Annotated in this window: 34 protein-coding genes; 3 read left to right on the forward strand and 31 right to left on the reverse strand. The window is 54.5% G+C overall.

Going from position 1 to position 25,057, the window contains the following annotated elements:
- Positions 1-35: 35 nt before the first annotated feature.
- The 13 genes from F1728_RS03310 to F1728_RS03370 all read right to left on the reverse strand — a co-directional run bounded on the left by F1728_RS03310 (position 36) and on the right by F1728_RS03370 (position 7,445).
- A complete protein-coding gene (locus F1728_RS03310; protein WP_155362888.1) occupies positions 36-488 on the reverse strand; it encodes a hypothetical protein in 453 nt (150 codons plus the stop codon).
- Between the two features lie 527 nt (positions 489-1,015).
- Positions 1,016-1,522 (reverse strand): hypothetical protein, encoded by a 507-nt coding sequence (locus F1728_RS03315; RefSeq protein WP_155362889.1) that lies wholly within the window; start codon positions 1,520-1,522, stop codon positions 1,016-1,018.
- An 80-nt stretch (positions 1,523-1,602) separates the two neighbouring features.
- Positions 1,603-1,845 carry a DUF6868 family protein gene (locus tag F1728_RS03320; RefSeq protein WP_155362890.1) on the reverse strand — a complete coding sequence of 81 codons (243 nt, stop codon included), beginning with the start codon at positions 1,843-1,845 and terminating at the stop codon, positions 1,603-1,605.
- 5 nt (positions 1,846-1,850) lie between these two features.
- On the reverse strand, positions 1,851-2,375 hold the full coding sequence (locus tag F1728_RS03325) for a hypothetical protein (RefSeq protein WP_155362891.1): 525 nt from the start codon (positions 2,373-2,375) through the stop codon (positions 1,851-1,853).
- 12 nt (positions 2,376-2,387) lie between these two features.
- A complete protein-coding gene (locus tag F1728_RS03330; protein ID WP_155362892.1) occupies positions 2,388-2,855 on the reverse strand; it encodes a hypothetical protein in 468 nt (155 codons plus the stop codon).
- Between the two features lie 168 nt (positions 2,856-3,023).
- Positions 3,024-3,749, reverse strand: a complete 726-nt coding sequence (locus tag F1728_RS03335; RefSeq protein ID WP_155362893.1) for a hypothetical protein — start codon at positions 3,747-3,749, stop codon at positions 3,024-3,026.
- A complete protein-coding gene (locus F1728_RS03340; RefSeq protein ID WP_194242663.1) occupies positions 3,746-4,585 on the reverse strand; it encodes an alpha/beta fold hydrolase in 840 nt (279 codons plus the stop codon). Before F1728_RS03340 ends, F1728_RS03335 begins: the two co-directional genes overlap by 4 nt.
- A gap of 67 nt (positions 4,586-4,652) precedes the next feature.
- Positions 4,653-5,246 (reverse strand): DUF4291 domain-containing protein, encoded by a 594-nt coding sequence (locus F1728_RS03345; protein WP_155362895.1) that lies wholly within the window; start codon positions 5,244-5,246, stop codon positions 4,653-4,655.
- A gap of 30 nt (positions 5,247-5,276) precedes the next feature.
- Positions 5,277-5,615, reverse strand: coding sequence for a VOC family protein (locus F1728_RS03350; RefSeq protein ID WP_155362896.1), 339 nt, complete (start codon positions 5,613-5,615; stop codon positions 5,277-5,279).
- 74 nt (positions 5,616-5,689) lie between these two features.
- Complete coding sequence (locus F1728_RS03355) at positions 5,690-6,196, reverse strand: hypothetical protein (RefSeq protein WP_155362897.1); 507 nt, start codon at positions 6,194-6,196, stop codon at positions 5,690-5,692.
- A gap of 73 nt (positions 6,197-6,269) precedes the next feature.
- Positions 6,270-6,581, reverse strand: coding sequence for a hypothetical protein (locus tag F1728_RS03360; protein ID WP_155362898.1), 312 nt, complete (start codon positions 6,579-6,581; stop codon positions 6,270-6,272).
- A 55-nt stretch (positions 6,582-6,636) separates the two neighbouring features.
- Positions 6,637-6,957: a hypothetical protein gene (locus F1728_RS03365; protein WP_155362899.1), complete on the reverse strand. Its 321-nt coding sequence runs from the start codon at positions 6,955-6,957 to the stop codon at positions 6,637-6,639.
- Between the two features lie 35 nt (positions 6,958-6,992).
- Positions 6,993-7,445 (reverse strand): DUF3592 domain-containing protein, encoded by a 453-nt coding sequence (locus tag F1728_RS03370; protein ID WP_155362900.1) that lies wholly within the window; start codon positions 7,443-7,445, stop codon positions 6,993-6,995.
- 423 nt (positions 7,446-7,868) lie between these two features.
- Here F1728_RS03370 and F1728_RS03375 point away from each other — a divergent pair, with 423 nt between their 5' ends.
- Positions 7,869-8,423: a hypothetical protein gene (locus F1728_RS03375; RefSeq protein ID WP_155362901.1), complete on the forward strand. Its 555-nt coding sequence runs from the start codon at positions 7,869-7,871 to the stop codon at positions 8,421-8,423.
- Between the two features lie 25 nt (positions 8,424-8,448).
- Here F1728_RS03375 and F1728_RS03380 read toward each other — a convergent pair whose 3' ends face one another.
- From F1728_RS03380 to F1728_RS31490, 15 genes are all read right to left on the reverse strand, one after another.
- Positions 8,449-9,195 (reverse strand): MATE family efflux transporter, encoded by a 747-nt coding sequence (locus F1728_RS03380; RefSeq protein ID WP_155362902.1) that lies wholly within the window; start codon positions 9,193-9,195, stop codon positions 8,449-8,451.
- 72 nt (positions 9,196-9,267) lie between these two features.
- On the reverse strand, positions 9,268-9,513 hold the full coding sequence (locus F1728_RS03385; RefSeq protein ID WP_155362903.1) for a hypothetical protein: 246 nt from the start codon (positions 9,511-9,513) through the stop codon (positions 9,268-9,270).
- A gap of 2 nt (positions 9,514-9,515) precedes the next feature.
- Positions 9,516-9,881: a hypothetical protein gene (locus F1728_RS03390; protein WP_155362904.1), complete on the reverse strand. Its 366-nt coding sequence runs from the start codon at positions 9,879-9,881 to the stop codon at positions 9,516-9,518.
- Positions 9,882-9,905: 24 nt separating this feature from the next.
- Positions 9,906-10,229 carry a hypothetical protein gene (locus F1728_RS03395; protein WP_155362905.1) on the reverse strand — a complete coding sequence of 108 codons (324 nt, stop codon included), beginning with the start codon at positions 10,227-10,229 and terminating at the stop codon, positions 9,906-9,908.
- Between the two features lie 94 nt (positions 10,230-10,323).
- On the reverse strand, positions 10,324-10,878 hold the full coding sequence (locus F1728_RS03400) for a hypothetical protein (protein WP_155362906.1): 555 nt from the start codon (positions 10,876-10,878) through the stop codon (positions 10,324-10,326).
- A 2-nt stretch (positions 10,879-10,880) separates the two neighbouring features.
- Complete coding sequence (locus F1728_RS03405) at positions 10,881-11,456, reverse strand: hypothetical protein (protein ID WP_155362907.1); 576 nt, start codon at positions 11,454-11,456, stop codon at positions 10,881-10,883.
- A gap of 11 nt (positions 11,457-11,467) precedes the next feature.
- Positions 11,468-11,947, reverse strand: a complete 480-nt coding sequence (locus F1728_RS03410; RefSeq protein ID WP_194242664.1) for an SRPBCC family protein — start codon at positions 11,945-11,947, stop codon at positions 11,468-11,470.
- A 284-nt stretch (positions 11,948-12,231) separates the two neighbouring features.
- Complete coding sequence (locus F1728_RS03415; protein WP_155362909.1) at positions 12,232-12,930, reverse strand: class I SAM-dependent methyltransferase; 699 nt, start codon at positions 12,928-12,930, stop codon at positions 12,232-12,234.
- Positions 12,931-13,063: 133 nt separating this feature from the next.
- Positions 13,064-14,248, reverse strand: coding sequence for a serine hydrolase domain-containing protein (locus F1728_RS03420; RefSeq protein WP_155362910.1), 1,185 nt, complete (start codon positions 14,246-14,248; stop codon positions 13,064-13,066).
- A 156-nt stretch (positions 14,249-14,404) separates the two neighbouring features.
- Entirely contained in the window at positions 14,405-15,400 is a 996-nt protein-coding gene (locus F1728_RS03425; protein WP_155362911.1) for a hypothetical protein, read from the reverse strand.
- A 116-nt stretch (positions 15,401-15,516) separates the two neighbouring features.
- A complete protein-coding gene (locus F1728_RS03430; protein ID WP_155362912.1) occupies positions 15,517-16,374 on the reverse strand; it encodes a hypothetical protein in 858 nt (285 codons plus the stop codon).
- A gap of 42 nt (positions 16,375-16,416) precedes the next feature.
- The gene (locus F1728_RS03435; RefSeq protein ID WP_155362913.1) at positions 16,417-16,962 is read right to left on the reverse strand and encodes a cysteine hydrolase family protein; all 546 of its coding nucleotides are present in this window, start codon (positions 16,960-16,962) and stop codon (positions 16,417-16,419) included.
- Between the two features lie 127 nt (positions 16,963-17,089).
- Entirely contained in the window at positions 17,090-17,932 is an 843-nt protein-coding gene (locus F1728_RS03440) for a tetratricopeptide repeat protein (protein WP_155362914.1), read from the reverse strand.
- A gap of 456 nt (positions 17,933-18,388) precedes the next feature.
- Entirely contained in the window at positions 18,389-19,081 is a 693-nt protein-coding gene (locus F1728_RS03445; RefSeq protein ID WP_228030901.1) for a TIGR02452 family protein, read from the reverse strand.
- Positions 19,000-19,260: a hypothetical protein gene (locus F1728_RS31490; protein ID WP_228030490.1), complete on the reverse strand. Its 261-nt coding sequence runs from the start codon at positions 19,258-19,260 to the stop codon at positions 19,000-19,002. Before F1728_RS31490 ends, F1728_RS03445 begins: the two co-directional genes overlap by 82 nt.
- Before the next feature lie 257 nt (positions 19,261-19,517).
- Here F1728_RS31490 and F1728_RS03450 point away from each other — a divergent pair, with 257 nt between their 5' ends.
- Together F1728_RS03450 and F1728_RS03455 are read left to right on the forward strand one after the other, a co-directional pair.
- Positions 19,518-21,086 (forward strand): glycoside hydrolase family protein, encoded by a 1,569-nt coding sequence (locus tag F1728_RS03450; protein WP_155362916.1) that lies wholly within the window; start codon positions 19,518-19,520, stop codon positions 21,084-21,086.
- A gap of 78 nt (positions 21,087-21,164) precedes the next feature.
- On the forward strand, positions 21,165-21,419 hold the full coding sequence (locus F1728_RS03455) for a hypothetical protein (protein ID WP_155362917.1): 255 nt from the start codon (positions 21,165-21,167) through the stop codon (positions 21,417-21,419).
- 105 nt (positions 21,420-21,524) lie between these two features.
- Here F1728_RS03455 and F1728_RS03460 read toward each other — a convergent pair whose 3' ends face one another.
- The 3 genes from F1728_RS03460 to F1728_RS03470 are packed head-to-tail and all read right to left on the reverse strand — an operon-like array spanning position 21,525 to position 25,044.
- Positions 21,525-22,517, reverse strand: a complete 993-nt coding sequence (locus F1728_RS03460) for an ABC transporter permease (RefSeq protein WP_155362918.1) — start codon at positions 22,515-22,517, stop codon at positions 21,525-21,527.
- On the reverse strand, positions 22,517-24,064 hold the full coding sequence (locus F1728_RS03465; protein WP_155362919.1) for a sugar ABC transporter ATP-binding protein: 1,548 nt from the start codon (positions 24,062-24,064) through the stop codon (positions 22,517-22,519). The genes F1728_RS03460 and F1728_RS03465 overlap by 1 nt, the downstream gene beginning before the upstream one ends.
- Positions 24,061-25,044, reverse strand: a complete 984-nt coding sequence (locus F1728_RS03470; RefSeq protein ID WP_155362920.1) for a sugar ABC transporter substrate-binding protein — start codon at positions 25,042-25,044, stop codon at positions 24,061-24,063. Before F1728_RS03470 ends, F1728_RS03465 begins: the two co-directional genes overlap by 4 nt.
- Between the last annotated feature and the right edge of the window lie 13 nt (positions 25,045-25,057).

A 25,057-nucleotide genomic window follows, 5' to 3' on the forward strand; every position in this document is an offset into this window, starting at 1 on the left:
GCCACATAGCCCTTGACTGGGCATGTTCCTCTGCCTTACTGCAAATGGGTCACGTCCACTCGTTTAACCAGTGCAATGGGCTGCTGATTCTTCCAGTCGTACTGTTTGCCATCCACCGTCAGGCTGTTCAACATCAGATCAAAGTGATGTCCTTCCCATTCAAACGTCACGCGTCCGGGCAGAATGGTCGTGTCTTCAAACGTCAGTTTGTTACCTCGCATCTGTTCCGCCTGTTCGGGGAGTGTAAACGTTCCCGCGGGATGAGCGTTTGCTGCCTGATCAGAAAACACCACCTGCCGACGCAGCATGCGGTCTTCGCGGCCCGCCAGTCTGAGTGTCAGCGCAAGTTGCTGCTCCGCCTGACCAATCTCGGCCTCCCAGTGCCCCTGCGCGCCGTTGAACGAGTCCAGCGACCAGAATAACAGAATCACACAGCAGAGCGCCCCGCCACAATACAACACGACGTTTTTCAGAATGTCTTTTTTCATGGGAATGCCTCATTTAAAAATAATGCCGAACTGATCGACAGGTGATGACAGATACCAGTCAGGAAAAACAAATGGAATCCACAGTCATCGCATCCGCTGTATGCCAGTTTCCGCTCCCGTTGACCTGTGGATCATAAATCAATCTCTCATCTCTGAGAAAGGCAATTTTGAATCGTCAAATCAACGAATTCCATTTCTGCAGAATGTCACCGGCTGACACTGCAGCATCCTGCACAACTCATGCAAAACCTTTCCGCACCGGCCTGATTCTGCATTCTGCTCAAGATGTCATGCAGGAAACACACAGTCGAGAAGAACCAACAGTCAATCCAGACTGCAACTCTCTGTTTCCGTTTCAGCATTCCATACGAGATGAGCATGCCGGAGAGGAGTTGCAAGATTCATGCCGATCACGAACAGCAACATTTTTGAACGTCGTTCCCACGCCTTGCCTGTCGCTTGCGTAGAATCAGTGTGTGACTTTGTCTCGATCCTGGGAACAGGAGAGACTGCGCACCCTCAAGCGCTCATTTATTCTGGAACTGCTGCAGATGGGTTTCCAGTTCATTCCATTCGCGGATGACATGCTGCTGCATTTCCGGATCGGAGTAATAAGGGTGTCCGCTGTCGACATAGGCTTCGATCGACTCTTTGACCTGCGCGACCAGGGGTAACACGCGGGGCACCAGCTCTCGCACTTCCGGCAGACAGTCATCGGAAAACTGAAACTGGATCGCGGCTCCCAGTCCATACACCTGGCACCACTCGGCTTCCTCATCTGCTCCCCAGACCGGCGTAACCAGCAGATAACGCTCCAGTACCGGGAAATAATAAGCAAACGCTTTCCCCCCCATCCACATGAAATCTTCCTGGTAGACAAAGGGATTTTCCTGAAATCTCTGATAGGCTTCCTTCAACGTCAACCCACCAAAATTCTCCCAGGCCACCAGTGCGTCCAGATCGCCTTCGTGCGGATCAAAATCCCGCTCGACGGGCAGAGGACCATTAACATCCCTGAATGGTTTTCCTGTCATACGTGTTCACACTTCTATTCAACACACACTCACTCTGACCTTCCAAGCGCCAGCCAGAGTTTTCGTCACCAATCTCGACATCACTCGATCATCAACAGCGCCAGATAAGGCACCAGATTGAATACCAGAAACAGCAGCTTGAACGCGCCTACGAAAACATACATTACCACATCAAAGGTCTCTCTGGGGAGAGGAAACCAGCGTTTCTGGGTCCGGTACACCAGATCCGGCATCAACAGAAAACAGAGCGTCCACAATATCAGCAGACCGCCGTTGAAAATGGAACACCACATGAAGAAGCTGGTCAACGTCGTCAGATCCATCTCGCTCACCTCTGATGTTTGAGTTTCTGCTTGAGAATATTTCGTACCCGCGCCTTGATCGACGCCGCCTCGTCTTCCAGTGCCCGCTCCAGCAGACGATCAACCTCCGCCTGGAACTGCGCATGTTGCAGCGCCAGTTCATGAAACCCGTGATAGGCCCAGGCACGCACAAACTTGTTCTCACTCTCCAGGCAATCTCTTAAGAAGGCCTCCAGCGGTTTGACCTCCCGCTTTCCGATCGGCAGGTAAGACAGACTCTGCAACACCTGCAGGCGCGTCTCCCAGTCCTGCAATCCCGACAGAGCCCGAAACAGCGGCTTCGCCTGGGAGACACTCAATGTGTGTCCCGCTTCCAGATGCCGCCTCAACATCCAGCTGGCCGGCTTCTGCAATTGAGGATCAGCCAGCAACGAGACCAGCTCTGTTCCCAGCGGCGGCTCTTCCGAACGTCGATCATAGACCGCCTGCAGGTCAGCAACCGGTTGACCTGCGACTGCTTCCAGATCCCTTTTCAGATCTTCCAGCGCCATACACAAGTTCCTCTAATGCTGTTCCAGATACAGAAATATCCACCAGAGCACTCCCGCCACGATCAACATGACCAGCATGATATTTAACGCCACATGGTCAATCAGTTCTGAAAGTGTATCGTACCAGGCCAGAATATGTTGAATCACCATCGCCACGCCCGCAAACAGAAATAACCCCATACCCAGCGGTACAAACGAGGCATAAGGTCTAAACCCCGTCACCGGATACCATAAAACAGTCAACCCGAGCAGAAAAGCAGAGAAGACCATGGGCGCATCGGCTAAAGTCAACCACGCCAGCTTGATCTGAATCTTCCGCTTTCTTTCTTCTTTCTGTGGATCATTTTCTGGAATGTCAGCAATTCTCTGTCTTGCATATAAGCGGATCCCGGACAGATAGGCCGACAATGCAATCGCAATACCCAGAATCGCCAGCAGGTCATCTGGGGTGCTACGTAAACCGACAGCGAACAGACTCATCAGACACCTCTCACCAGTCAAAGGTTTCGACAACTGCCTGCCTAATGGCCCGCATACCGTTGTCAGATTCATCAGAGAATCGGCGGGAGATTCTCCTCAAGTGTGCCTGCTGCGCATGAGTCTAGCAGATTTAGAATTCGATCGCAGTTATTAATTGTTAGATCGATGTCAGAAAAACAATTCTCGCGGCGGTTCGGAATCGGACGAATCCGTCTCAGTCGAATCGTCTTTCTGTATTGTTGAATCTTCCGACGGGGGTTCCTCCGGAGAGACCAGCTTCCAGATACCGTGGCGCCACCATCCGGGAAGCGTGGTACTGCCGCAGACCAGAGCCACAAAGCCCGCACAGAACGAAATAAAACCAAAGACCACGACAGGTATCTGCTCCAGTCCGCACAATTCGTAGCGCGCATAGATTGTCTGACGGGAATGGGGGGATGCGATCCCGTGTGTATCTACGGTGATCGTCGCCCTGTAGTCTCCCTCCGCAAAAGTGGGCAGATCGGCCAGCCTGACCTCGCCTTTCATCTCAGAAGCCTGAGAGGTAGATAGCCCGCGATTCAAGATTTCATTACCGGCAAGATCATGAATTACAATGGAACCAGAGAATCGTCCCAGAATCTCCGCACGTTCTTTGTCTGTTTCCGCATCATTCAGGTCGAGATAGATGCCTTCCCCATGCGAGAAAGAACAGGTCTGTTCAAAGGGAACCGTCACCGTCCCCGGGTGTGAAAGATCAAGCACCGCCTCCATCGGTCGGGCTGTGATCGCCTGCTCAAACCGGGCGTTCGCATCCCAGGATAATTTCAACGCAAACAGACAGATAGTGAGTGAAGTCACTGCCAGCAGCATCCCGATTATCCTGCCGATTGCCAGTTTCCGCATGCTGGTCATTCACTTTCTGTCAGTTGATTAACAAAGTCTCTGACAACACTGTTGAACGTCTCCGGATTCTCCAGGTACATGAAGTGACTGCCTCCCGCATCCGCAGCGATCATCTCGACCTGGCCACGGGGAATCTGCTCCGCAATCCAGGGCATGACCTCAGGTCCCAGATGGCTGGCTGCGCCGCCGATACAGAGGGTTGGCAGCAAAATCCGGGGCAGCAGATCACGATAGTCGGCGGCACTCACACTCAGCAGCAGTTCCGCAGCATACGGGCGGGGAAACTTCAGGCTCTCCTGAATCACCTGCAACAGATCCGCTTCAGAGAAACTCTCGGTAAACATGCTCGCTAGGAATTCGCCCGTCTTGGCCGGCCCCTCTTTGCTGCCGATCAGCTCTGCCTGCGCGAGGACTTCATCGCCGCCTATCTCGGCCCCATACTGGCGGCATTCGGTTTCCGACCATTCCGGCCGACGGATGCGGGCAATCATCTGATCGCAAAGAATAAGGCCACTCAAACCCACCTCGCCGAACAGATCCAGGTAATTCCAGATTACAGCACAACCCGCGGAATGACCGAGCAGAATCACATCCTGCAGATCCAACGCCTGCAGTAACTCGCGCAAATCCATTGCCAGGCGGGAGACGCGATATCCATAATCCGGTTTGGACGATTCCCCATGCCCGCGCTGATCCAGCACCAGGCAACGGCACCTGTCACTCAAGTCATCCAGCTGCCTCTGAAACAGCGCCGCTGACTGCGACCAGCCGGGCAGGATCACCAGCGGCGGCCCCGCACCGGCAGTCAGGTAATGCAGATTCACCCCGTCCGAGGTTGTGAACATTCCGGATTCGCTTCTCGCCATTGCTTAACCTGCCTTCCGTTCTGGTTTCCTCCACTTGTAAACCATCTCAGTCGGAAATCAACAGCTTTCGAGTTAATTCCCCAGGCACCGGATAAACTTTTTCGCCCGGCAGTTCCCGTTTCAGACTGCGGCTGCTCCCGACACGAATCGCATTCCACTTACGAACCCGTGGCGTCAGATCTTCAATGCCGACAATCCACTCCTCGACATATTCGCGAATGATGTGACGACTGAGGCCCACCTGAATGCTGAAGCAGGGGAGAGCCGCACCGCGGGAACTCCGTTCCGTGTCCCATTGAATATGCACGGGCGCGGTCTGGAATTTCCGTTCCCACTCGGCTGCAGAGCGATAGACACCCCGTTCGGGAGATGTCAGCTCACCCAGTGAAAGCGCACGTTCCCAGCCGGCATGGGTGATGCGGACCGCCAGAATTCGCGTCTGTCCCGCTTTCTGTCCCCAGTGACTGCGATGCATCAGCCATAAAAACGAAGGCTTGATCCACGTCATCCGCTTAAACGAAAACGGACGCACAAACGTCTGTGCCTCAAGCGCCGCATCCGCAATCGGGTCCGCATAGGCCTGGTACACAACGATCGTCTCGCGATCATAGTCTGCTCGTATTTCATAAAGACGGGCCATCTGGTTTCTCACACCTACTTCAGACCAGGATCAGGAGAGCACCACCTTCCTGCCATCCGGGTCTTGTACGACGTACACCGAATACTTGGGATGATGAGTGAAATCACAAATTTCGATCCCGGCCCGATCCAGTCTCTCCTTCAAATCTCCCTCTAGCGACAATCGGAACCCTAACCGTGTCTGATCAACGGCTGCTCCCGGCTTGAGTGGATACAGTTCAAACACCATCTCTTCCAGCTGCGCAGCATAGTGTACCGGTCCGGTCCGATGCTGCTCTTTGTGGAATTGAAATCCCAGTTGCTCATAAAACTTTTTTGAGGCAGACAGATCCTGGCAGCGCAGCACCAGCAGATTCAGTTTGGCAGACATGGTCACTCCAGTGAGGCACAAGGTAGAGTAGACGCCAGTTGAGACACCACCATCCGTCAGACGTTCGCCCGAATTCAGTTTTCCGAGCAAAGCCGCTCGTACAAAGCCAGCTGGCTCTGCAGCGACTGACCGGAGTTCGGGCCCACTTCATCGGGGTCGACAGTCAAGTTTCCCACACGCTGTGCCTGCAACCGTGTCAGTACCCAGCCCACCTCATCGCCAAACGGTCCCGAATCAGATTCACTCCCATCAATTTCGGGCGACAGTGAAGGGGCTTGCTGATGTTGCACCATCAACCAGGCCCCCGCTGGGACAATCGAGATCCCCGTCGGTTGCCGAATCAACTCCAGCACCACTGGCGCCAGCAACCATTCTCTGAGCAACGCCCCTACCGCCAGCCCCAGCAGACGAGTCCGCCAGTTATTTTCCTGGATGAGGGTGAGTGCCAGTCCTCGATCCAGTTCTACTCGCAGCCCACGGAAGGCATCCAGTTCTCGTTGAAAATCAACATCGCTTAGATCCGGGTGAATCAAACATTGATAGAAATCAGAGGTTTGCTGAAACAGAATTTCCGGTGTCATATTGAGAAATCCCCTGGGGAATCCTGAAGCTGCGGTACTTGAACTACTGAGAAGACGTCTGTCGCCATGCTGTTCAGAAGAAATAGGGGATGCTGGTAATGAGAATAATCAGCATCAGAATTGAAAGACAAACGAGTGCCACCAGTCCGGCGGGCCTTCCCAAAGTTCCTCCGAACCGGATGCCCCCAATCGAGAATCCGAATCCCAGTGCCATCGTGATAAAAAGTTGCCAGGGAATTTCACCTCTAGAGATATATCCTGGACGAAAGAGCCAGATCAGGCAGAAAAGCGCCAGGACCCCTTCGCAGTTGCCCACCCAGTGTTTCCAGCGAGAGCGGGGCACAGCAGCCGTCGCTTCAGCCTGGTCAGACTCTGTTTCAGCCATCAAGGTAACTCGTTTTCTGTTAGTATCACTCTTTAACAACAGGAGGACAGTCAGCTCACACGAAATTGGTATACAGCACTAGCAGAGCCAGGATCAGCAGCTGAATCACCAGCGATAATATCCCGATCAGATAACCCGGCAGGCTCCCAAAGCGAATGCCTCCCACGCTCAGCCCGATCCCCAGCCCCAGAATCACGAACAACATCCAGGGGATCTGTGATTCCCGGGTCAGATGGCCGGGTGGGGAGCAGAACAGAAAGAGCGAAACCAGGCAGACCAGTGACAGGACCGCTTCACCATTGCCGACCCACTGCTTGCGGATCGGGGGGAGTCCTGCCCATCTCCAGGCATTTTCATTCGGCTTCAAATCATTCATCGCTACCACACTTCCCGATCCGCTCATGGATCACGCTATCGTCGTCTCCTGCGGGGCGGGCCATCGACGGCTTCGCTGGCCATCTGGTACAGCTTGAAGCAGCCAAACGCCATCAATCCGCAACATATCAGAAAGACCCAGACAGCAGTGCTGCTGGAATGTCCTTCCAGTCGCGATGAGTCCTCCACGCCCGAAAGATACTGCACCGTCACCTTCGGCCCCGGTTTCGGCCAGCTGCGTGGCACATCGTCACGCTCACTGTGATGCTGACCTTCCTCATCCGTAAATGTATACTCGACCGCCAGCAGTGGTTTTCGCCGCTCAGATGTCTCAAATACATTCGTTACCGTGGCCTCTGCAGTCTGGCCCCAGATCATGAATTTGAGTTCCTGAAACGCATAATAACCGGAGGAAATAAAGACCACTAAACCAATCAAAGCCCATTTCGCCAGTGATTTCAACTGGCGCATCTCTTCATCGGTATCCATTATCTCGGGCAGCTTTCTTCTGGAGGTGTTATCTGAAGTTGTTAATCCATAAGCAGGCTCAGAATAAACAACCACACAACACCTGTACAGAAGCAGTCAAGCAATTATCCCGGTTTCAGGGAAATTAAGCATACTCTTGAACAGATCCAGGCGGCGATGGCCTACCGGGGAGGAATCGGTAACGTAAAACACCTGCCTTCAACGAGTTGACTCTCACTATGTAAATCGAGGTTCATCGGCCGTGGATCTTGTACAGAAGAGAACCGACATCAATCGATCTTTCTGGCGAAAGCAACACAGCAGTTGAATCCCGTTATCAACCGGCAACACATCCGGGAAGCCGCACTCACCCCAGACCGAATTTTAGTCTGCCCCCCTGAATTACCGATACTACTACTATTCCGCATCGAAAAGGAAAAAGAGATGACTACGCTCACCAGTTTTATCAATGACATGTTCTCAACACCGAATCCGGCTTCTGCGTCAGACCGGCAGTATCGGATCGACCGCGCACACGCTTTGGAAATCAGTGCAGCCCGCGAATTGAACGATTCGATCCACCTCTGGTCGGCCCGGGAAGCCTCTCAGGTGGAAATCCACCGCTACGCCTCGACTGAAGAACTGGCCACGATCCTGCATCGTTTTGACAAAGCGAACGGGCAGGGGATCGCGGATGTCGTCCTGCTCCTGGATGAATCGCTGCCCGTTCAACTCGAAGACCTGCTGCACCGCCAGAACCCGGGCCGTCGCCTGACGCTGATTCCCCGCCAGGCTGCTGCCACGGATGTCTGCAACCCACTGGGGATGGCTGGCTCCCACTTCCGTCTCGACTGGGAAGCCGTCGAAGTCAGCTACTACCTGAAAGACGTCCTGACCAGCGGCGTGATCCGCCTCAACAGCAGCGAAAAACTGGCCGTCCTGCTACCGGCGAGTGAAGTCTGCACCGAACTGCTGCGAAACGAAGAACGCCTGATGTAACGCTCCGCAGATCAGACACAGTCAGTCACTCATGCACGTAGGCCCAATCGCCCACGCGTTCCAGTCTGCCTCCATAGCCGTGCTCCGGGTAATTCTCAAGCGGGAAATACAGCATCTGATCCCAGTTGGGGCCTCCGCTTCCGGTTGGAACAACCAGAGCCCATGCATTGCCCTGATACCGTTCCCGGGATTGAGCACCCGCATAATAGTGGTATGTTGGATAAGCCATCATGCCCGTCCCGGGAACATGCGGCAGATAATCGGGCACCAGTTGCTCCAGCGTTTCAGGAGGCGTTCCGTGATCGTCCCTGTAACGTGCAATCGCCTGAACTAGTGGCTTACTCCGTTCTGCAAATGTCGCCATCCGCTGCATTCGCACCTGCCAGCCCAATGGAATCGCAGCGAATGTTAAGGGAAGATAAATCAGTGACAGAATCAGCACCCACAGGGCATCTCGTCGCGTTCTTCTGAAACAGAGCGCCACGAGGGACACAGGTATCGCCAGCACCGCTACCGGTATTGCCAGCCCATAGAAGATGAGCAGCCAGAGAAACAGCGTTGTACCCACTGGTGTCGTCGAAACCCAATGGGCAAACGGAAAATAGACGATCACCGACAGGACAAACAGCGTTAAGGAGATTTTCTGTTTCGTCTCCAGGTTCCAATGCTTTCTGTAAAGTATGCCGGGAATGTGCTGCATCACTTTCTTCATACGCGTTCGAATTAATGGTGCTGAGTATCCATCGGATAACCAGAAAACTAAAGACCACATACCAATGACTCCCCAGACCGCCTCTGAAGCATTTTTACCGTCAATGGAAGAGATAACCTGTTATGACATCCCTTACTCTCCGCCGACTCCCTGTTCCTCCTGTTCGACTTCCTTCGCTTCTTCCACATGTGCCCCCGCAGGATTCACGATCCGGTCCAGCACGCCCAGCGCGCCGATGACGCCGCCTCCCGATCCGGAGCCCGAATCCTTCCTCTGGGAAGGATTCGCCAGATCTTTCACAAAACTGACCAGCAGCACGATCACTAAGCAGAGAAACAAAATAATTCCCGCCAGCACAATCCAATCAATCTGCTGCATCATTAACCTCCAGGTCCCGCTCCAGCCAGCATCGGGGACACCTTTGATCGCAGGCCGGCACGTAGCTGAAACACCGCAACCACGAATAAAATTTTCCCCAGCAATGACAGGCCCCCAAGGACGAATGAGGCCTGCCAGAGGTACTGATAATCATCCGGCCCCATGATCATCTCCGGTCCAAACTGCCGCATCATCAGTTGCACCACAATTGAGCCCAGTTCTGCCGACAGGGTCACCAGCAGTGCCCCCACCAGCCAGCCTTTGCCTCTGATTCCGGGCCAGCTCAGCACTCCACAGAGTGCAATCACCATCACCAGCACGATCCCATACTGGTAAAGGTCGGCGAAAATTTTTGTCAGTTGTTCCACGCACTCACTCCTGCCCGTTGATTTCTACTCGTTACGATGCGCATGTGGTACAGGCGATTCCTCTGCAGAAATCGCCTGTTGCCTCCGGTTACAATAATGAATGGCTGTCAGCAAGCCGATCCCGTAAGGAATCCAGATCAGTCGATTCCACGGTTCAGATAGAAAATACAACAACAGAAGAAACAGCGAAATACTCACCCACATGACCACCGCCGTTCGAACCATAAACGCTTTCTCACGTGGGCCATTCGTATTTTTGATACTCATCCAGGTGCCGATTCCGCCTCCCAGGATCCCCAACAGGCATCCTACAATACTTCCAATCCAAATGAGACTATTCTGCCCCATATCTGGCTTCCCCCGCGCAAGTAAAAAATCGATGTGGCTGGCTTTACTACAAATAGAAACGCAGCTGCAGGCTCTCTGGTTCAGACATTGTGCCTTAAAAATTTGGAAAAATCCGCGTCGACCAGTCTTTGATCAACAGCTCCACTTCCGGTTCCAGATTCTGGTTCGTACACTGGATCTGAAACATTTTGTTTTCTGTATGACTGCACCAGCTCAAAAGGGGTAAGGACAACAGCCAGGTCCCCAGCACGATCAAACCCTGAAGGAATTCTTTCTCGATGAAAATCCCCAGCCCCGTCCCCAGTGAGTTTCCCGTCATGAGCAAAGCGAGTATGCCGAGATACATGTGAGTCCGTAAGATCGGCTTCAGGCGTTCCATACCCTCACGATCTCCCAGAAACGGATATTCCCGTAAAAACTGATCCATGCGCTGTTCGTTATATAGCATGCAGAACAGCATCCCACCCATATTCAGGCAAAATACGATAAACAGATTCTGCCTGAGAACAGCAAACGGCCCCCACCGGCTTTGATGCAGGAAATACAGAAAGACAATCGTGTAAGCCAGGAGCACGACCTGTACCATCAACACCCTGATGACATGATTCTTCCGCCGGCGTTTAGTTTTGATGATGCCCGTCGAACTCATCCTCAACGTCCTCTCGATTGCAACCGCTGGTCTTTCTCTGTTAATAAGGTTGCCCGCTCAGGAATATTATAGAGCCGCCACGCCGCCATCGCATCCTGTATTCCGGAAATCAGCACCAGAACCGCCATTACAACCAGAACGCCACGTAACAGAGCGGGCACGTCAGCCGGCTGATAGTAAAAGCGGCTTGGCAGGGATCGCCAGGCTCCCGCTTCCAGGCAGACCGCAGTCACCAGCGCCCCAAACAGCATCGCCAGCATGATATGCAGCACATACTCACCGCTGGGCAGTCCCCCCAGCAGCCTGCGGCTCTCCCGCTCCAGCGCAAAGTCCACAATCGAGATCAATACGTCAACCACAAACAACAGCAGCAGACACCAGAAGAAAGCTCCCTGCATCACAAAATTAGGAATCACAACAAACAGCATTGCATAAGTCGGGCCGCGCAGGCTGTGTACGATCAGCTCCGCCCGTGAATCGGGATGCTGGCGGATCCCATGCGAAAAGCTGTGGTACAGAGCGATATCGGTCGCCCCCAGACAGCCCAATACAAACAGGATGTAAGTCGCCACCGCCATTTCCACTTCCTTCACTCAGGCCTCGAAACAGAATCCGGTACTATCCTATTCGACACCAGTTCCTGCAATGAACGCTGGCGAAAAACAAACGCAGAGTGGAGCGCATTCGCAACCAGATGCTGCGTCGCGAAACGACCACCATACTGCCAAGACAGCTGCACCTCCAGTATGTCCCGCACCACGGTTCCCTCTTCCGTCTCCTCGAATTCATGCAGATGCGTAAACCGGTCAAACGGTCCATGAATCAGCGTCTCACCAAAACGACAGTCGGGCTCATAAACCGTATGGCGAAATCCCAAGACCACCGGCAGAAAACCTCCGACCCGCTGCTCAAACCAGGTTTCCGCTCCAGGCTGAATATGACCGGCATGACGCAGCAGTCGAAATCCAGGCCACTCCGCCAGCAACAGCCCGAGATGCGCAGGATCCTCATGAAACCGAAACAGTACGTCCCTGGAAACGGGTAGGGTCTGTTCAAAACAAAATTCCATACCAGGTGTATTCCGTTGCTGAACGACCGCAAACATGCAGTCGCGTCAGGTTACGTTGAACTCGCGAGCTCCACCTCAACCAGCTCCTCAGTTTCCCGCGGGAGTACGACACAGGGATAGAAATAGAGAAACGACATCCCCTAGGGAACGATCACGTGAGACTCCCGCCATGCTGCACGATTCCTGGCTGTGGCAGAGAAAGAAAACGGCCTGACCACCAGACTGCCATCAGACCTGTATTCTACAAGCCAGCAGCCACATGTGCAAACATTCAGTCACGCCAGTCAGCCAACCTGACATTTCACAAACAGAAATCCGGGGGACGTCGACAATCTCTGATAACTGTCCGGATCGCTCTGACGCATCCGCTCGTCCGGTTGTCCTTCGCTCAAAGCGGTGATCTGAAAGCCGGCATCAATCAACGGCTGGATGATCTCTGACAACGGTCGCCGGTAATACTCCACGCGCACCGGCTGTCCCACCGTATTCCACTCGTCGATGATTTTCTCCGTCAGAAAATAATTCCCGCTCGGGGAAAACCCGTAATCGACGAACGGATGATGGGTGGAAAAGACAAACAGCCCACCCGGTTTGAGCACGCGGCGGATCTCCGCGAGCAGGGGGGAGAAATCTTCCAGGTAATGCAGCATCAGCGGGCAGATCACGACATCATAAGTCGCGTCCGCTTCCCTCGGGAGTCCCTGTGCCAGATCCTGGGAGTAACATTGGACCGCGTCCCCCAGGCTCTGTTCGACCAGGGCTACCATCTCCGCCGATTGATCGACGGCAGTCACTTCCGCACCGCGACTGAGCAGAATTTCCGCATACACGCCCGGACCGCAGCCCAGATCGAGTACTTTCATTCCATTGAGCTCCGGCAGTAGTGCCAGCAGAGAAGGGCGGTCGTAACTCGCGTTATAGCTGTTATCGCGAATCGCCTGAGCATAGGCGGCGGCATGTTCAGAATACATCGGATTGGACATCAGACAGGACTCCCTGCAGAAGTGAGCTGAATCACCGGGCACACGTCAATGCTGTCTTATAACAAGGCTCCGCCCCCGCGACAATCATCGCAGGGACGGAGTCCGTACCAGTCCCGAATCCGGAAGCATTTTTTTAATAAGTGGCGACAGCGTTCAGATACAGCTCTTTGGCCAGTTCCCGCAGCGCCTCATCCGCCTGGACACCGCCGATGTTCGTCATCATCACAATCGCGATGTCTTTCTCTTTATCGATCCAGATCTGGGCCAGGTTCTTGCCATTCGAACCGGCATGATAGAGCAGGGGATAGGGAGCCCAGTCCACCGTCAGCCAGCCCCAGCCGTGCGCGTACTTTCCATTGGGTGGCGTTCCCGGACGCGCCGGTTTATCCCCTTTGATCGTAAAGACAGGAGTGTGAATTTTCTCGACCGTTTCCGGCTTCACAATATTACAGGGGGGCCGCATCCCGTTCCCGGCATTCCAGCCAGCCCAGTTCGCCAGATCCAGAATCGACAGATGCAGACAGCCCGCAGGCGCGAGGATCAGCGAGTTATCCGCATTCGGTCCCGCCATGTACGCTTTGACTTTACCGTCTTTCTGAATCACATGTCCCAGCGGTGCATCGATTTTGCCCAGGGTCGACTGTGTTCCCAGACCGGCGGTCGTCAGCTGAAATGGCTCAAAAATGCGTTCGACGATCAGCTCGTCCCAGGCTTTGCCGCTCACGCGTTCAATCATCGCACCGGCGATCGTATACCCGCGGTTATTGTATTTCCATGCAGTGGAAGGCTTTGTTTCCAGGGGCAGTTTGACCGATTCTTTCAGCAGCCAGTACCGCATATCATTCAGATCGCCATCCACATCGAATGAATCTTTCAGCAGCTGCATCAGATTTTCATCGTCGGCACGCATCCCACTGGTATGGGAAAGCAGTTCTTCCAGTGTCACTTTGCCCACGCCGGGCGCCATTGAGTCTTTCAGTTCGGGAAAGACCTCTTCCAGCGTCGAATCCCACTTGAGCTTCCCTTCTTCGATCATCATCGCAGCAATCGTGGCGGTCATCGCTTTGCCGTCAGAACCCAGGTGAAACTTATCATGAATCGTGACTGGAATGTCCGCTCCCATCTTCCGCGTGCCGACCACTCCGAATTCCGTCACGGTGCCTCGCACGACAACCGCTGCAGACAATGCCGGCAGATTCCCGGACTTCAAATACGGCTCCAGCTTGTGATTGATATTCTGCGCCTTAACGGGCGTCTGCATAATCAGCAGAGTCGCTGCTACCAGCAGTAATCCCGTCCGGCCATGTCCTAATCTCATTGTGTGCTCCCGATTCGCGTCTACAAAACTTGTTCCGTCAGTCCAACTCAATCATGCCCGCCTACTCTTTATCGTGCATCGGTGCAGAGAGCTGTGGAAGCATCGGTTAAAAAATGCAGACATCAGTCAATCAGCATGCGTCGATCCGCCCAGGCTTTATAACTGCTCCGCCGCGTCCGCAACCCGATAACCCTCATAACCTGTGCCTGCTTCACTCTGCTCCTGCACAAGTCGCTCCGGATTCGTCAAACTCCACATATCAGGACGTTCAAAGGGCGTTGATTTCAAATGCAGGGCCCGCGTCGCCAGTTGCACACTCATTAAGGCATCCGCCAGATTCGCCGTCACATACAAGATGATTCCCGCCAGATACTTGCCTTCAAAGAAAGCAGCGATAGTAAATCCGATGATAAACGTAAAACCGAGCAGTTCCATCAATGCCAGGGTGGTGTGCTTCATCACGAAATCGCCCCATGAAGGGAAGATGAAGCTCCGCATCCCGACCTCGATCGGCCTCCAGTACTGCGCGCCACAACTGTCACATTCATAGACTCCCGGGGGAATCACATCGAAGCAGTGACCGCACACCTGCTCCCGTGACTGTGAAACCGAAGGCTCAAAGCCCTGCTTTCGGAATGTCTTACAGTTTTCCCAGACGATGAACTGCAACCGCCGCTGATCTTCCGGCACGATCCCGGAATACTTCAACTTGCGGCCATCTTTCAGATAAAACAGCGTGTCACCAAACAGCGACTGGTCCACCTCTTTGATCTGACTGTAATAGATCTGCCAGAACGACTGCTGAGGCACGCCGGTATCGTTGACACGAATGCAATAGATCCGCAGGTTGGTCAACACCAGCACGGCACAGGTTGAGGTTCCAACCCACAGTGACCCCATCAGAAAGACATCGGAAAGCGTCGACTGGTTACACGGCAAAACGAGTTGCACCTCTTCGCGATCCAGCAGAATTTCTGTCAGCAGAGGTTCCAGCCGCTTGAGCAGTTTGAATTGATCCTTGATCTTTCCTTTGACAAACCAGCCCTCGATCCGCGGAAACAGCGTTTCCAGTCGATAGGGAATCTCCGGGGACAATTCGAGATTTAACTCCCACAGCTTGGCGGCCACTTCATCATGGGTCAGGTTCTGCATGGCTCATCCTTCCTTAACTCGAGCATCAAAGAAGATGAACTTATTTTACCTGAAGATCGAAAGCGGTTCTAAGAAAATCTGGCCGACTCATCAGGAATTCATGATCCGGCAAAATGTCAATTGACAGCCTGTTTCTCGAGCGGGATCTCTTTCAGCAACAGCCCCCGCTTAGCCTGCTTATACATCCAATCTCCACAGCTCGCGTTTGTCAGCACGAAAGTAAAGATTGCAAACATCGTATTTCCCTTTGCCTGCCAAAACACAACAAAGAATAGCAGAAACAGATAGATCAGTACTTCTCTGATGGCAACACGAGTTCGCCGCATCGCAAAAATCCCAATTGGAAGCCAGATAAAACTGCGAATTGCCAGATCAAAAGGCATCCAGAAGGTCGCTCCACAGGCTTCACATTCGTAAGTCTCTTTCGGCAACGTGGCGAAGCAGTTGGAACACAGATTTTCCCGCGACTGCGAGACAGGCGGATCCAGGCCTTCTTCCTCAATCTTCTTGGCTGCTTCCGAGTAGATGGGCTGGAAGTTCTGGCGATCCTGCCAGGGAAAATAATTGAACTTCAGCTTGCTGCCATCTTTCAGCAAGATTTTGTACTGTTCCATAAACACCGGCTGCAGTTCCGAAATCTGGCTGTAATAGATCGCCCAGTAAGGCTGCCAGGGAACCTGCTTCCGGTCAGTCGAAAACAGCAGCATCCGCAGATTGGTGAGTACGACAATTGTTTTCTGAAAACGTAGTTCCCCCAGGCAGACAAACAGAACCTGCTCCCGTTCGAATAACGCTTTCAACAGAACCGGTTCACACGCTTTGACGAGGGGATACTTCTGACTGATTGCCTGCTCGAGACTCATCGAGTCTGTGCGAGAAAAAACTGTTCCCAGTCGGTAATGTATCTCAGGCGACAGCGCCAGATTCAGCTCTGCCAGCTTTTCGGTAATCGGTTCAGCAGCCACCTCGGTCATCGTCTGTCTCCCGACAGGGCAGGGGATCGATCTAAACGAAACTCACAAGCGTCCCTTCCAGGCTTCCACATCCAGGACTTCACTCAGCAGCATCTGTTGTGCACACAGGATCGACCGCTGCAACTCTTCCGCGGTCACTTCACCGGCACTGTTCGACAGCGGCAGTGTTCCCGTGGCGTCATTCAGGAATTCGACGGTGAACCCGCGATGCACGGCTTCGCGGGCCGTCGTGTCACAGCACATATGCGTCATATAACCGGCGATGGTCACGGTATCGATATCGCGTTCCCGCAGCCACGCTTCCAGTTGCGTCCCCGTAAAGCTGCCCGGCATTGTTTTCTCCAGCAGCAGATCGTGTGGACGACAGGCGACTTCGGGATGCAGTTCCCAGCCGGGAGTCCCTTTCTGAAAGAACGGCTTCTCCGGATCTTCAAAATGATGTTGCACCACAACCACAGGCACTTTCTGTTCCGCAGCGGCATCCATCGCCTCCAGAATCCGTTCCAGGTGCCCCGCCGGATGCGTGATCGGCAGTGCCCCCGTGAAATACTCATTCTGCACATCAATCACCAGCAATGCCCGACTCATGGAACGCTCCTTAAAACGATATTTCAATTAGTAAGAGCCTGTATCATTTCAGACATACGACGCATCGGCAAGCAAAGAACATGCGTGTGTCTTTCCTGCCTCTGTCCTTTCCTGGTCACCCACGGTTTTAAGTCGCATCCATGTCGGCCAGTTTTCGAGGCTGGGGAACCACGCCCGCGCACACCTCGGCAATCCGCTGCTGCAGATTCACATTGATCGGATCATCGGGCGCGCCGTTCACTGCAATCTCAATCACCTCGGCTGCTTCTTCGAGTTCGCCGCCGATCAACAAAGCCAGCGCCAGATTCGCCACCAGCCCCATATCGTCCGGCTTGAGTTCTCTCGCATGCCGTGCCGCTGAGATCGCCTGTGCCGCCCGTCCCAGTTTCAGGCACTCGTACATATATTCTCGCGCGGTGTCAGCATTCTCGCTTTTCAACCGATACGCGTGCCCGAATGCATCGCAGGCCACCTCCGTATTGTCCAGCGCCTGTTCTGCCTTGCCAATGATCCACCACGCCGATCCATTACCGGGATTGATATCCAGCACCCACTTGAGCAGTTCGATACCCCGTTTCAGTTCTTCCTGTGCTGTTTCCGTATCCGCAGGTTGCGTCTCGCGACCCACAATCTGCATGTAAGGATTGATCAGATCCAGGCCCGCCCGATACAGGCGATCGTGTTCCTGGGAAGCGGGCGTCTCTCCAACTCCCGAAACATCCATAATTACCTGGATATCACAGCCGGTCAGGGCCAGATTCTTGTGCTGTGCCTCATCGTTGGGATCAAGCTTACGAAAGGTGGCACCACCTCCCTGCAGAGAAACAATACGCCCCCCCAGGTTGACCAGGCCATTCACCACTTCCATGCCGATCGACTGCAGTCCCTCTTCGGGATCAACCCGCACCCCGATACGAAACTCGCGCAGATCTGACTCACCCTGTTCCTGATTCTCATCCTCAACAGACATCCGTACTCACATCCTTTCATAGTATTTTCAGACTTCGTGTCTTTTTTAACTCATGATAGTCGAATCAGGCGGTCATTACTATCAACGAATTCCCGATCCTCCAGAGAAGAACTTTCCTTTTCTCTGGAGGGAATCGACCAGCAGGATGAAAGGCATCAGCACAGGTGCGAGCATAAGCATAAATGACATGGAGATCCATTTGCGATATTTCAACAGACGATGGCGTCTTTGTAAATCACTGAGAACTGATCTGTGTCATCTTCGCAGAAATTTTGACCAGTTGCGGTGCACCATTGTGAAAAGAAAAATCCCTGTTGCATTTCACAATGGTGCCAACACAAGGATCAAGGAACATATCAGGCCACCACTAATTTCGTGTATTTCGTGGTAGGAACCGGAGACTGTGCTCTCCAGAATTCACCACAGAATGCGATGCGTCCAGCATCTCTGTCACGATCACAGTTTCGCTGCTTTCGCAGACCCGAAGCATTCCGTGAACGCACCATAGATCGGCTGTCCTTCCGCACGATCCAGTACCGAGAACCTTACCAGTTCAAACCGTCCGTGGTAGGGACCGCCGGGCTTGAGGAACTCCGCAAAACTCGCAGCGACCATCTCGGGGCAGTTGCGGAACACACCACAGCCCCAGGCCCCCAGAACCAGGGTAGAACAGCCTTTGCTGGCGAACAATGCGAGCACCTTATCCATCCGTGCCTGCAGGGTTCCGGGAATCTCCGCGACCATCAACGGACGATTTTTCTGAATCGCTCCCGCATTCGGTGCCGGACTCGTCAGAAAGTCCACCTGGTAACTCGCGTCCAGAAACACCCCCGCATCGTCCCGAAAGACAGGACAGTCGGGCGAGTAAATCATCCGGTCCGAATAAAACGCATCTTTCTGGTTCCGATGAGCCTCGTAGTATTCGCTGTGAAACCGGGTCAGTGAGCCATACAGGGCGGAACTCCGGGCCAGGCTCTCTTCCTGCGCCTGGCTCCCTCCCAGAAAACCACCGCCCGGATTCTTCGCGGACGCAAAATTCAATACACCGATCCGGCCTGCATTGCCTCTCAATGCCAGCGCATGCGCGCCTTCCAGGGTCGTCTCATTCTCCAGCTCAAACCGGGTCTCAGTATAAGGGCAGGGGCAGATACCACTTCTTCCCGCAACCGCTCCAGTTCCCCGGAAGCAAAATATTCAGAAGCCGCGTTACAGGCCTCCATCGCCTCGGCGATCGATACCGATTCACCCTGCGGATTCACATACCGTCCTACATCCATCACCTGCAATGTCGTCTTCGCCAGATTGGCACGTCCAGTTCGACTACTCATAGTCACAACCCTTTCTCATTATTGTTTTCATTCTTTTATTCGTCACTCCCACCTTACCTTAGTGTATATTATACGACAAGGCATTCTCCAACAGGTTCACACCTTTTTAACCAAAAGACATTTCGTGTCGTTTCTGTTCGTGGGCTAAGTAAAAATATTCGCACAATTTCATGGTCTCCTGCCACAGACTTTCATTCCCGTAGAAATTCTGGTTAGAATGAGAGAGCTCATACACACTCCAGCACAGGATCAACATCATGCCTCGCACCGCCCGCCTCGTCTTCCTCGTCTGTATCACTCTGAGTCTGCTCACCACGGCCGCCAGTTTCGCAGCAGAGCCCATCAACATCGGCTCCCGGCTTGAACTGCTCGTCGACGACACCCTGATCGACTCCCGCAGCGAAGACGCCCGTTTCGAACTGCATCATCCCACACCCCGCGAAGTCGTCTTCACTTACGACAAACCCTGGGAGGGAAGTGGCTGCGGTTATCAGAGCATTTTCAAGGATGGCGACAAATACCGCATGTACTACAAAGCCTGGCACCTCAACGTTCAGGAGAAGAAATTCGGTCCCGCCAACAGTAACTTCACCTGTTACGCAGAGAGCGACGACGGCATTCACTGGAAACGCCCCGATCTGGGACTCTTTTCCTTCCCACCGGGCAGCGGCAATAAGGATAACAACATCGTCATCGGCAAAGCTCACCGCGACTGGATGAAGTCCGCCAAGCCCGATCCCGTGCACCCCGCCGTCTTCAAAGACGAAAACCCCGCCTGTCCCCCCGATGCAAAATATAAAGCCATCCTCCGCTCCCGTGGACCGCACGGACTGCTGGCCCTCAAATCGCCCGACGGCATTCACTGGTCGCTGATGTCGGATAAGCCGGTCATCACCAAGGGGGCCTTTGATTCCGAGAACCTCGCCTTCTGGGACCCGGCCACAAAACAATACCGGGCCTACTGGCGTTACTTCACCAAGGGCACCACCAATGAAAAGAACTGGAAACCCTCCGGTCTCCGCGATATCCGCACCGCCACATCAGACGACTTCATCCACTGGAGCGAACCCCAGGACCTGAAATACGGCGACGCGCCTCCCGAGCAGCTCTACACCAACCAGATCAAACCCTACTACCGCGCACCACACATCCTCGTCGGCTTTCCCACCCGCTATGTGGAACGGGGCTGGTCGAAATCGATGGAACAACTGCCCGAATATAAACACCGCAAAATGCGCTCTTCCATCTCCAACCGTTACGGTATGGCGATCACCGAAGGCCTGTTCATGACCAGCCGTGACGGCGTCAATTTCAAACGCTGGCCCGAAGCCTTCCTGCGTCCCGGCATCGAACGTAAAGACACCTGGAACTACGGGCATCAGTACATCGCCTGGCAGCTGGTCGAAACCAGGTCCGACATTGAAGGCGCCCCCGATGAACTCTCCCTCTACGCCACCGAAGGTTACTGGACCGGCGAGGGCAGCAAGCTCCGCCGCTACACCATGCGGATCGACGGCTTCGTCTCCCTCAACGCCCCACTTAAAGGGGGAGAGATCACCACCAAACCAATCACCTTCACAGGCAAAGAGCTCAAGCTCAACTTCTCCACCTCCGCCGCCGGCGGCATCACGGTCGAACTCCAGACCCCCGCAGGCAAACCAATCGAGGGTTTCACAGCAGCCGACTGCATCGAACTCTTCGGCGACACCATTGCCCGCCCGGTCAGCTGGAAAAAAGGAAACGACGTCAGCAGCCTCGCCGGCAAACCCGTAAGATTAAAAATCAAACTCAAAGACGCGGATCTGTATTCGTTCAAGTTTGAATAGCATTTTGAGGTGAGAGCAGGGTAGCCCCGAATGTAATTCGGGGTTGTCGCAGACAACAGGAAACTGGCAGAGAACTCAATGAAGACAGAACCTCTCACCAAAATCAGAGTTCTGTTTGCTTACTACTTTGAGCCCAGAGATGATCTGATCATGGCCGGAGAACTGTTACAGGGGTTTGGCGCCCATCCCGGCATGAAACTGAAACTCAAAGAGGGAGAGGGAAGCTGGCGCGTAACAGGAATCTGCCACCTTCCTCCGGAAGTAATAATGGCTGAACCACACCGTATTGGTCTGGGCCTGCACAACTCCGACAACCCACAGCAATCCCTTTAAGCAGGCCAGCACCTGATCGAAGTTCGGGATTAAATACTACCCGTCAGTATCTCATTTTCGTGTATTTCGGGCCTTTCGTGGTAACAAAATTTCGTCCCGTCCTGGTCAACCACCACGCTTCCACCGCTGCCGCGCCGCATCCAGCAGCACTGCCACGATAATCACCGCCCCGGTGATCACCCGCTTAAGAGGATCGGTCGCCCCAATCTGTGCCAGCCCTGTCTGCAGCACCGCGATGATCAGCACACCGAAGAACGTATTAATCACCGAACCCCGGCCGCCCATCAGACTCGTCCCGCCAATCACGCAAGCCGCAATCGCTGAGAGCTCCAGTCCCACCGCGGCGTTCGGATCCGCCGTTGAGAGTCGCGAAGTCTGCATCACACCCGCCAGGCCACACAACAGACCACTGATCGCAAACACCACGATCGAGCAGGGGGCCGTCCGAATCCCCGACATCCGCACCGCCTCCGCATTCGTTCCGATCGCCACACAATAGCGACCAAAGACTGTCCGCGTCAGCAGATATTGTCCCACCGCCACAATCACCAGTGCCAGCAGAAACGCGGGCGAGAACAGCAGCCCCTTCACAGGCACACCGATCCATTCAATCGACGAGCCGATGTACTTCGTCTGCGAATCGGTCAGCAGGTACGCACCGCCACGTGCCATCTCCAGCATACCCAGCGTCACGATAAACGAAGGAATCCCCGCCTTCACACTGATTACACCATTCAGCATCCCGCACAGCGCACCGGTCCCCAGGCAGACAGGTACCGCCGCCCACAATGGCCAGCCCCAGTCGACCATGCACACGCCCAGCACTGCCGACGAGAGCGCCAGCAGCGAACCGACCGACAAATCGATCCCGCCAATAATCAATACCAGCGTCATCCCCACCGAAATCACCAGCAGGTCCGGAATGTTATTCGCCACCGTAGCCAGCGTCTGCCGCGTCAGAAAGTGATCGCTCATCTGGTGGAAAATCAATACCAGCAGCACCAGCACTCCCAGGAGGCCCGCATATTGAAACAGTGAATACGTCAGCCCGCCGTGCGACGATTGGTTTTCCGGGAGTGGAGCAGGGGAGTCAGTCATCACGTCGTTCCTCCGGTTTTCGTTTTCTCTTGTGATGCATACCCTGCAAAACTGTCCTGCATAATCGCGTCATACGACCACTCCTCCCTTCCATATTCGCTCACCAGCCGACCTGCCGACATCACACCAATCCGGTCGCAGGTCTCGAACAGTTCTTCCAGGTCACTGCTGACGATCACCAGGGCTTTCCCTTGCCGGGCCAGTTCATCAAACAGCTGATGAATTTTCCGCCGCGCCGCCACATCAATGCCCCGCGTCGGTTCGTCAAACAGAAACACATCCGCATCCTTGAGCAGCCACTTCGCCACCGCGACCTTCTGCTGATTCCCTCCGCTGAGCGTGCCCACGCTCTGTTCCATGTCCCGGGCACGAATCCCCAGTCGCTCCCATTCGGTCCGTACAACTGTCGCTTCCCGCTGACGGTCGATCACACCTGCAGTCCCCGCCAGTCGATCCAGACTGGGCAGTGTCGTATTCACACGAATGGACTGCGAGAGCAGCAATCCGTTCTGCTTGCGGTCCTCCGTCACCATCGCCATTTTCTCCGCCACCGCTTCATGCGGATGTCCGAATCGACGGGCCATACTCTCGCCCCGCAGAAAAACGTCGCCCCGCGTCGCGCGATCCGCTCCGAAAATCAGCCGCAACAGTTCCGTCCGTCCCGCTCCCACCAGCCCCGCGATCCCATACCGTTCCCCCGCCTGCACGGAAAAGCTGACCTCCTGAACCGGTCCCCCCGTCATGCCGTTAACGCGTAACAGCGTCTGTTCCCGGGAGTGGCTCGTGTGCTCCTGCAGCGCATGCTCTACCGCCTGTGTCTCTCCGGTCATCAGGTCCACCACCCGTTCGATCGGCTGAAACTCGCTGACCGCATGCGTGCTGACATACTTCCCGTCCCGCAACACGGTCAGCCGGTCCGCTATCCGGGCGATCTCATCCAGGCGATGGCTGATATAAATGATCCCCACGCCCTGGGTACGCAACTCATCCAGCCGCGCAAACAGACGCTCCGTTTCCCCCGCACTCAGCGCCGCCGTCGGCTCATCCAGAATCAGCAGTTCACACTTCCGATCCAGCGCTGCCGCGATCTCCAGCATCTGCTGCTGGCCCACTCCCAAACTCCCGGCACTCTGATCTGTTGAGATATCCGTGAGCCCAAACCGGTCCAGCGCCGCACGGGCCCGAAGTTGCAGCTCCCAACGATCGATCACGCCCCACCGCTGTGGATAGCGTCCCAGCAGCAGATTCTCAGCCACGGAGAGCGTCGGAATCAGGTTCAGTTCCTGCTGCACAATCTGTACGCCCAGGGACTCCGCCGACCGCTTGTCGCCGGGAGAGTAGGGAACGCCGTTCAACAACATCTGACCTTCCGTCGGCGGGACCAGGCCGGAAATGATTTTGCACAGCGTGCTCTTCCCGGCTCCGTTGGCGCCCACCAGCGCGTGAATCTCGCCCCCGCGCAACTCAAACGAAACACCGTCGAGCACACGCACCACGTAGTCCTTCGAAAGCCCTTCTGCCGAAAACCGCAGTGTCGTGCCCGTCATTTCAGAACCTCAGCCGTCACCAGATCGACGGGCGTCTCCCGATCTTCCAGTTTCACCTGTGGATCCTTGAGCAGGTTCAGGGCATACTCGATTCCATACACGGCCAGTTGATCGCCATGCTGATCCGCGGTCGCCAGAATCTGTCCGTCTTTAATCGCCTGCTGCACCGCAGCGATGTTATCAAAACCGATAATCAGCACATCGCCCGCTTTGCCGTTGTTCTTCACCGCCGCCAGGGCTCCCAGTGCCATGCTGTCATTCGCCGCCAGGATCGCTTTGACCTTGGGATGTTCGCTCAGCATCGACAGCGCCAGCGTATTCGCCATACTCATTTCCCACTGGGCCGACTGGCTGTCCGCAATCTTGATATCTGCGGCCTTCATCGCCTCTTCAAAACCGAGCCGCCGCTGCGTCCCGTTGAACGAAGTCCGAATCCCTTCCAGCACGATCACCTCATCCCCGGCTTTCAACTGTCTGGCCAGATAGTCGCCCACCTTTTTCGCCCCCGCTTTGTTGTCGGGACCGACAAACGGGATCTCGATCTTCTCCGCTTCCAGAATTTCCTGATCCAGCTTGTTGTCGATGTTGATCACGACCACGCCCGCTTCACGGGCCCTTCTCAGAGCCGGCACCAGTGCTTTCGAATCCGCGGGGGCAATCACAATCGCATCCACGCCGCTGGCGACCATCTCTTCGACCAGCGCTACCTGGCGGCTCAAATCGCGTTCATCCTTGATGCCATTCACGACCAACTCGTATTCGTCGCCATGCTCCTGCTGATGCGTCTCGGCCCCTTTGGCCATCGTCGAAAAGAAATCATTCGCCAGCGATTTCATAATCAACGCAATCTTTGGCTTCGGATTCTCTGATTTCTCCCCCGTCGATTTTGCTGCTTTATCCGCAGGCTCTGCACAACTCAGCAACAGACCACAGATTGTCATCGCCAGGGCCAGCCTGGTCCCTTTCCTGAACTGATTCATCGAAGCGCTCCTG

This window comes from Gimesia benthica (assembly GCF_009720525.1).
Taxonomy (GTDB): Bacteria; Planctomycetota; Planctomycetia; order Planctomycetales; family Planctomycetaceae; genus Gimesia; species Gimesia benthica.

Excerpts from the sequence above, each read along its gene's own strand:
- F1728_RS03385 (WP_155362903.1), bottom strand. The coding sequence starts at position 9,513 with ATGCAGCAGATTGATTGGATTGTGCTGGCGGGAATTATTTTGTTTCTC.
- F1728_RS03370 (WP_155362900.1), bottom strand. The coding sequence starts at position 7,445 with ATGGATACCGATGAAGAGATGCGCCAGTTGAAATCACTGGCGAAATGG.
- F1728_RS03350 (WP_155362896.1), bottom strand. The coding sequence starts at position 5,615 with ATGTCTGCCAAACTGAATCTGCTGGTGCTGCGCTGCCAGGATCTGTCT.
- F1728_RS03440 (WP_155362914.1), bottom strand. The coding sequence starts at position 17,932 with ATGTCTGTTGAGGATGAGAATCAGGAACAGGGTGAGTCAGATCTGCGC.
- F1728_RS03320 (WP_155362890.1), bottom strand. The coding sequence starts at position 1,845 with ATGGATCTGACGACGTTGACCAGCTTCTTCATGTGGTGTTCCATTTTC.
- F1728_RS03430 (WP_155362912.1), bottom strand. The coding sequence starts at position 16,374 with ATGACCGAGGTGGCTGCTGAACCGATTACCGAAAAGCTGGCAGAGCTG.
- F1728_RS03310 (WP_155362888.1), bottom strand. The coding sequence starts at position 488 with ATGAAAAAAGACATTCTGAAAAACGTCGTGTTGTATTGTGGCGGGGCG.
- F1728_RS03375 (WP_155362901.1), top strand. The coding sequence starts at position 7,869 with ATGACTACGCTCACCAGTTTTATCAATGACATGTTCTCAACACCGAAT.
- F1728_RS03460 (WP_155362918.1), bottom strand. The coding sequence starts at position 22,517 with ATGACTGACTCCCCTGCTCCACTCCCGGAAAACCAATCGTCGCACGGC.
- F1728_RS03410 (WP_194242664.1), bottom strand. The coding sequence starts at position 11,947 with ATGGAATTTTGTTTTGAACAGACCCTACCCGTTTCCAGGGACGTACTG.
- F1728_RS03340 (WP_194242663.1), bottom strand. The coding sequence starts at position 4,585 with ATGTTCACAACCTCGGACGGGGTGAATCTGCATTACCTGACTGCCGGT.
- F1728_RS03425 (WP_155362911.1), bottom strand. The coding sequence starts at position 15,400 with ATGCAGAACCTGACCCATGATGAAGTGGCCGCCAAGCTGTGGGAGTTA.
- F1728_RS03415 (WP_155362909.1), bottom strand. The coding sequence starts at position 12,930 with ATGTCCAATCCGATGTATTCTGAACATGCCGCCGCCTATGCTCAGGCG.
- F1728_RS03360 (WP_155362898.1), bottom strand. The coding sequence starts at position 6,581 with ATGGCTGAAACAGAGTCTGACCAGGCTGAAGCGACGGCTGCTGTGCCC.
- F1728_RS03435 (WP_155362913.1), bottom strand. The coding sequence starts at position 16,962 with ATGAGTCGGGCATTGCTGGTGATTGATGTGCAGAATGAGTATTTCACG.
- F1728_RS03450 (WP_155362916.1), top strand. The coding sequence starts at position 19,518 with ATGCCTCGCACCGCCCGCCTCGTCTTCCTCGTCTGTATCACTCTGAGT.
- F1728_RS03325 (WP_155362891.1), bottom strand. The coding sequence starts at position 2,375 with ATGGCGCTGGAAGATCTGAAAAGGGATCTGGAAGCAGTCGCAGGTCAA.
- F1728_RS03345 (WP_155362895.1), bottom strand. The coding sequence starts at position 5,246 with ATGGCCCGTCTTTATGAAATACGAGCAGACTATGATCGCGAGACGATC.
- F1728_RS03470 (WP_155362920.1), bottom strand. The coding sequence starts at position 25,044 with ATGAATCAGTTCAGGAAAGGGACCAGGCTGGCCCTGGCGATGACAATC.
- F1728_RS03465 (WP_155362919.1), bottom strand. The coding sequence starts at position 24,064 with ATGACGGGCACGACACTGCGGTTTTCGGCAGAAGGGCTTTCGAAGGAC.
- F1728_RS03395 (WP_155362905.1), bottom strand. The coding sequence starts at position 10,229 with ATGGGGCAGAATAGTCTCATTTGGATTGGAAGTATTGTAGGATGCCTG.
- F1728_RS03405 (WP_155362907.1), bottom strand. The coding sequence starts at position 11,456 with ATGGCGGTGGCGACTTACATCCTGTTTGTATTGGGCTGTCTGGGGGCG.
- F1728_RS03355 (WP_155362897.1), bottom strand. The coding sequence starts at position 6,196 with ATGACACCGGAAATTCTGTTTCAGCAAACCTCTGATTTCTATCAATGT.
- F1728_RS03335 (WP_155362893.1), bottom strand. The coding sequence starts at position 3,749 with ATGACCAGCATGCGGAAACTGGCAATCGGCAGGATAATCGGGATGCTG.
- F1728_RS03315 (WP_155362889.1), bottom strand. The coding sequence starts at position 1,522 with ATGACAGGAAAACCATTCAGGGATGTTAATGGTCCTCTGCCCGTCGAG.
- F1728_RS03455 (WP_155362917.1), top strand. The coding sequence starts at position 21,165 with ATGAAGACAGAACCTCTCACCAAAATCAGAGTTCTGTTTGCTTACTAC.
- F1728_RS31490 (WP_228030490.1), bottom strand. The coding sequence starts at position 19,260 with ATGAGTAGTCGAACTGGACGTGCCAATCTGGCGAAGACGACATTGCAG.
- F1728_RS03330 (WP_155362892.1), bottom strand. The coding sequence starts at position 2,855 with ATGAGTCTGTTCGCTGTCGGTTTACGTAGCACCCCAGATGACCTGCTG.
- F1728_RS03420 (WP_155362910.1), bottom strand. The coding sequence starts at position 14,248 with ATGAGATTAGGACATGGCCGGACGGGATTACTGCTGGTAGCAGCGACT.
- F1728_RS03400 (WP_155362906.1), bottom strand. The coding sequence starts at position 10,878 with ATGAGTTCGACGGGCATCATCAAAACTAAACGCCGGCGGAAGAATCAT.
- F1728_RS03365 (WP_155362899.1), bottom strand. The coding sequence starts at position 6,957 with ATGAATGATTTGAAGCCGAATGAAAATGCCTGGAGATGGGCAGGACTC.
- F1728_RS03380 (WP_155362902.1), bottom strand. The coding sequence starts at position 9,195 with ATGTGGTCTTTAGTTTTCTGGTTATCCGATGGATACTCAGCACCATTA.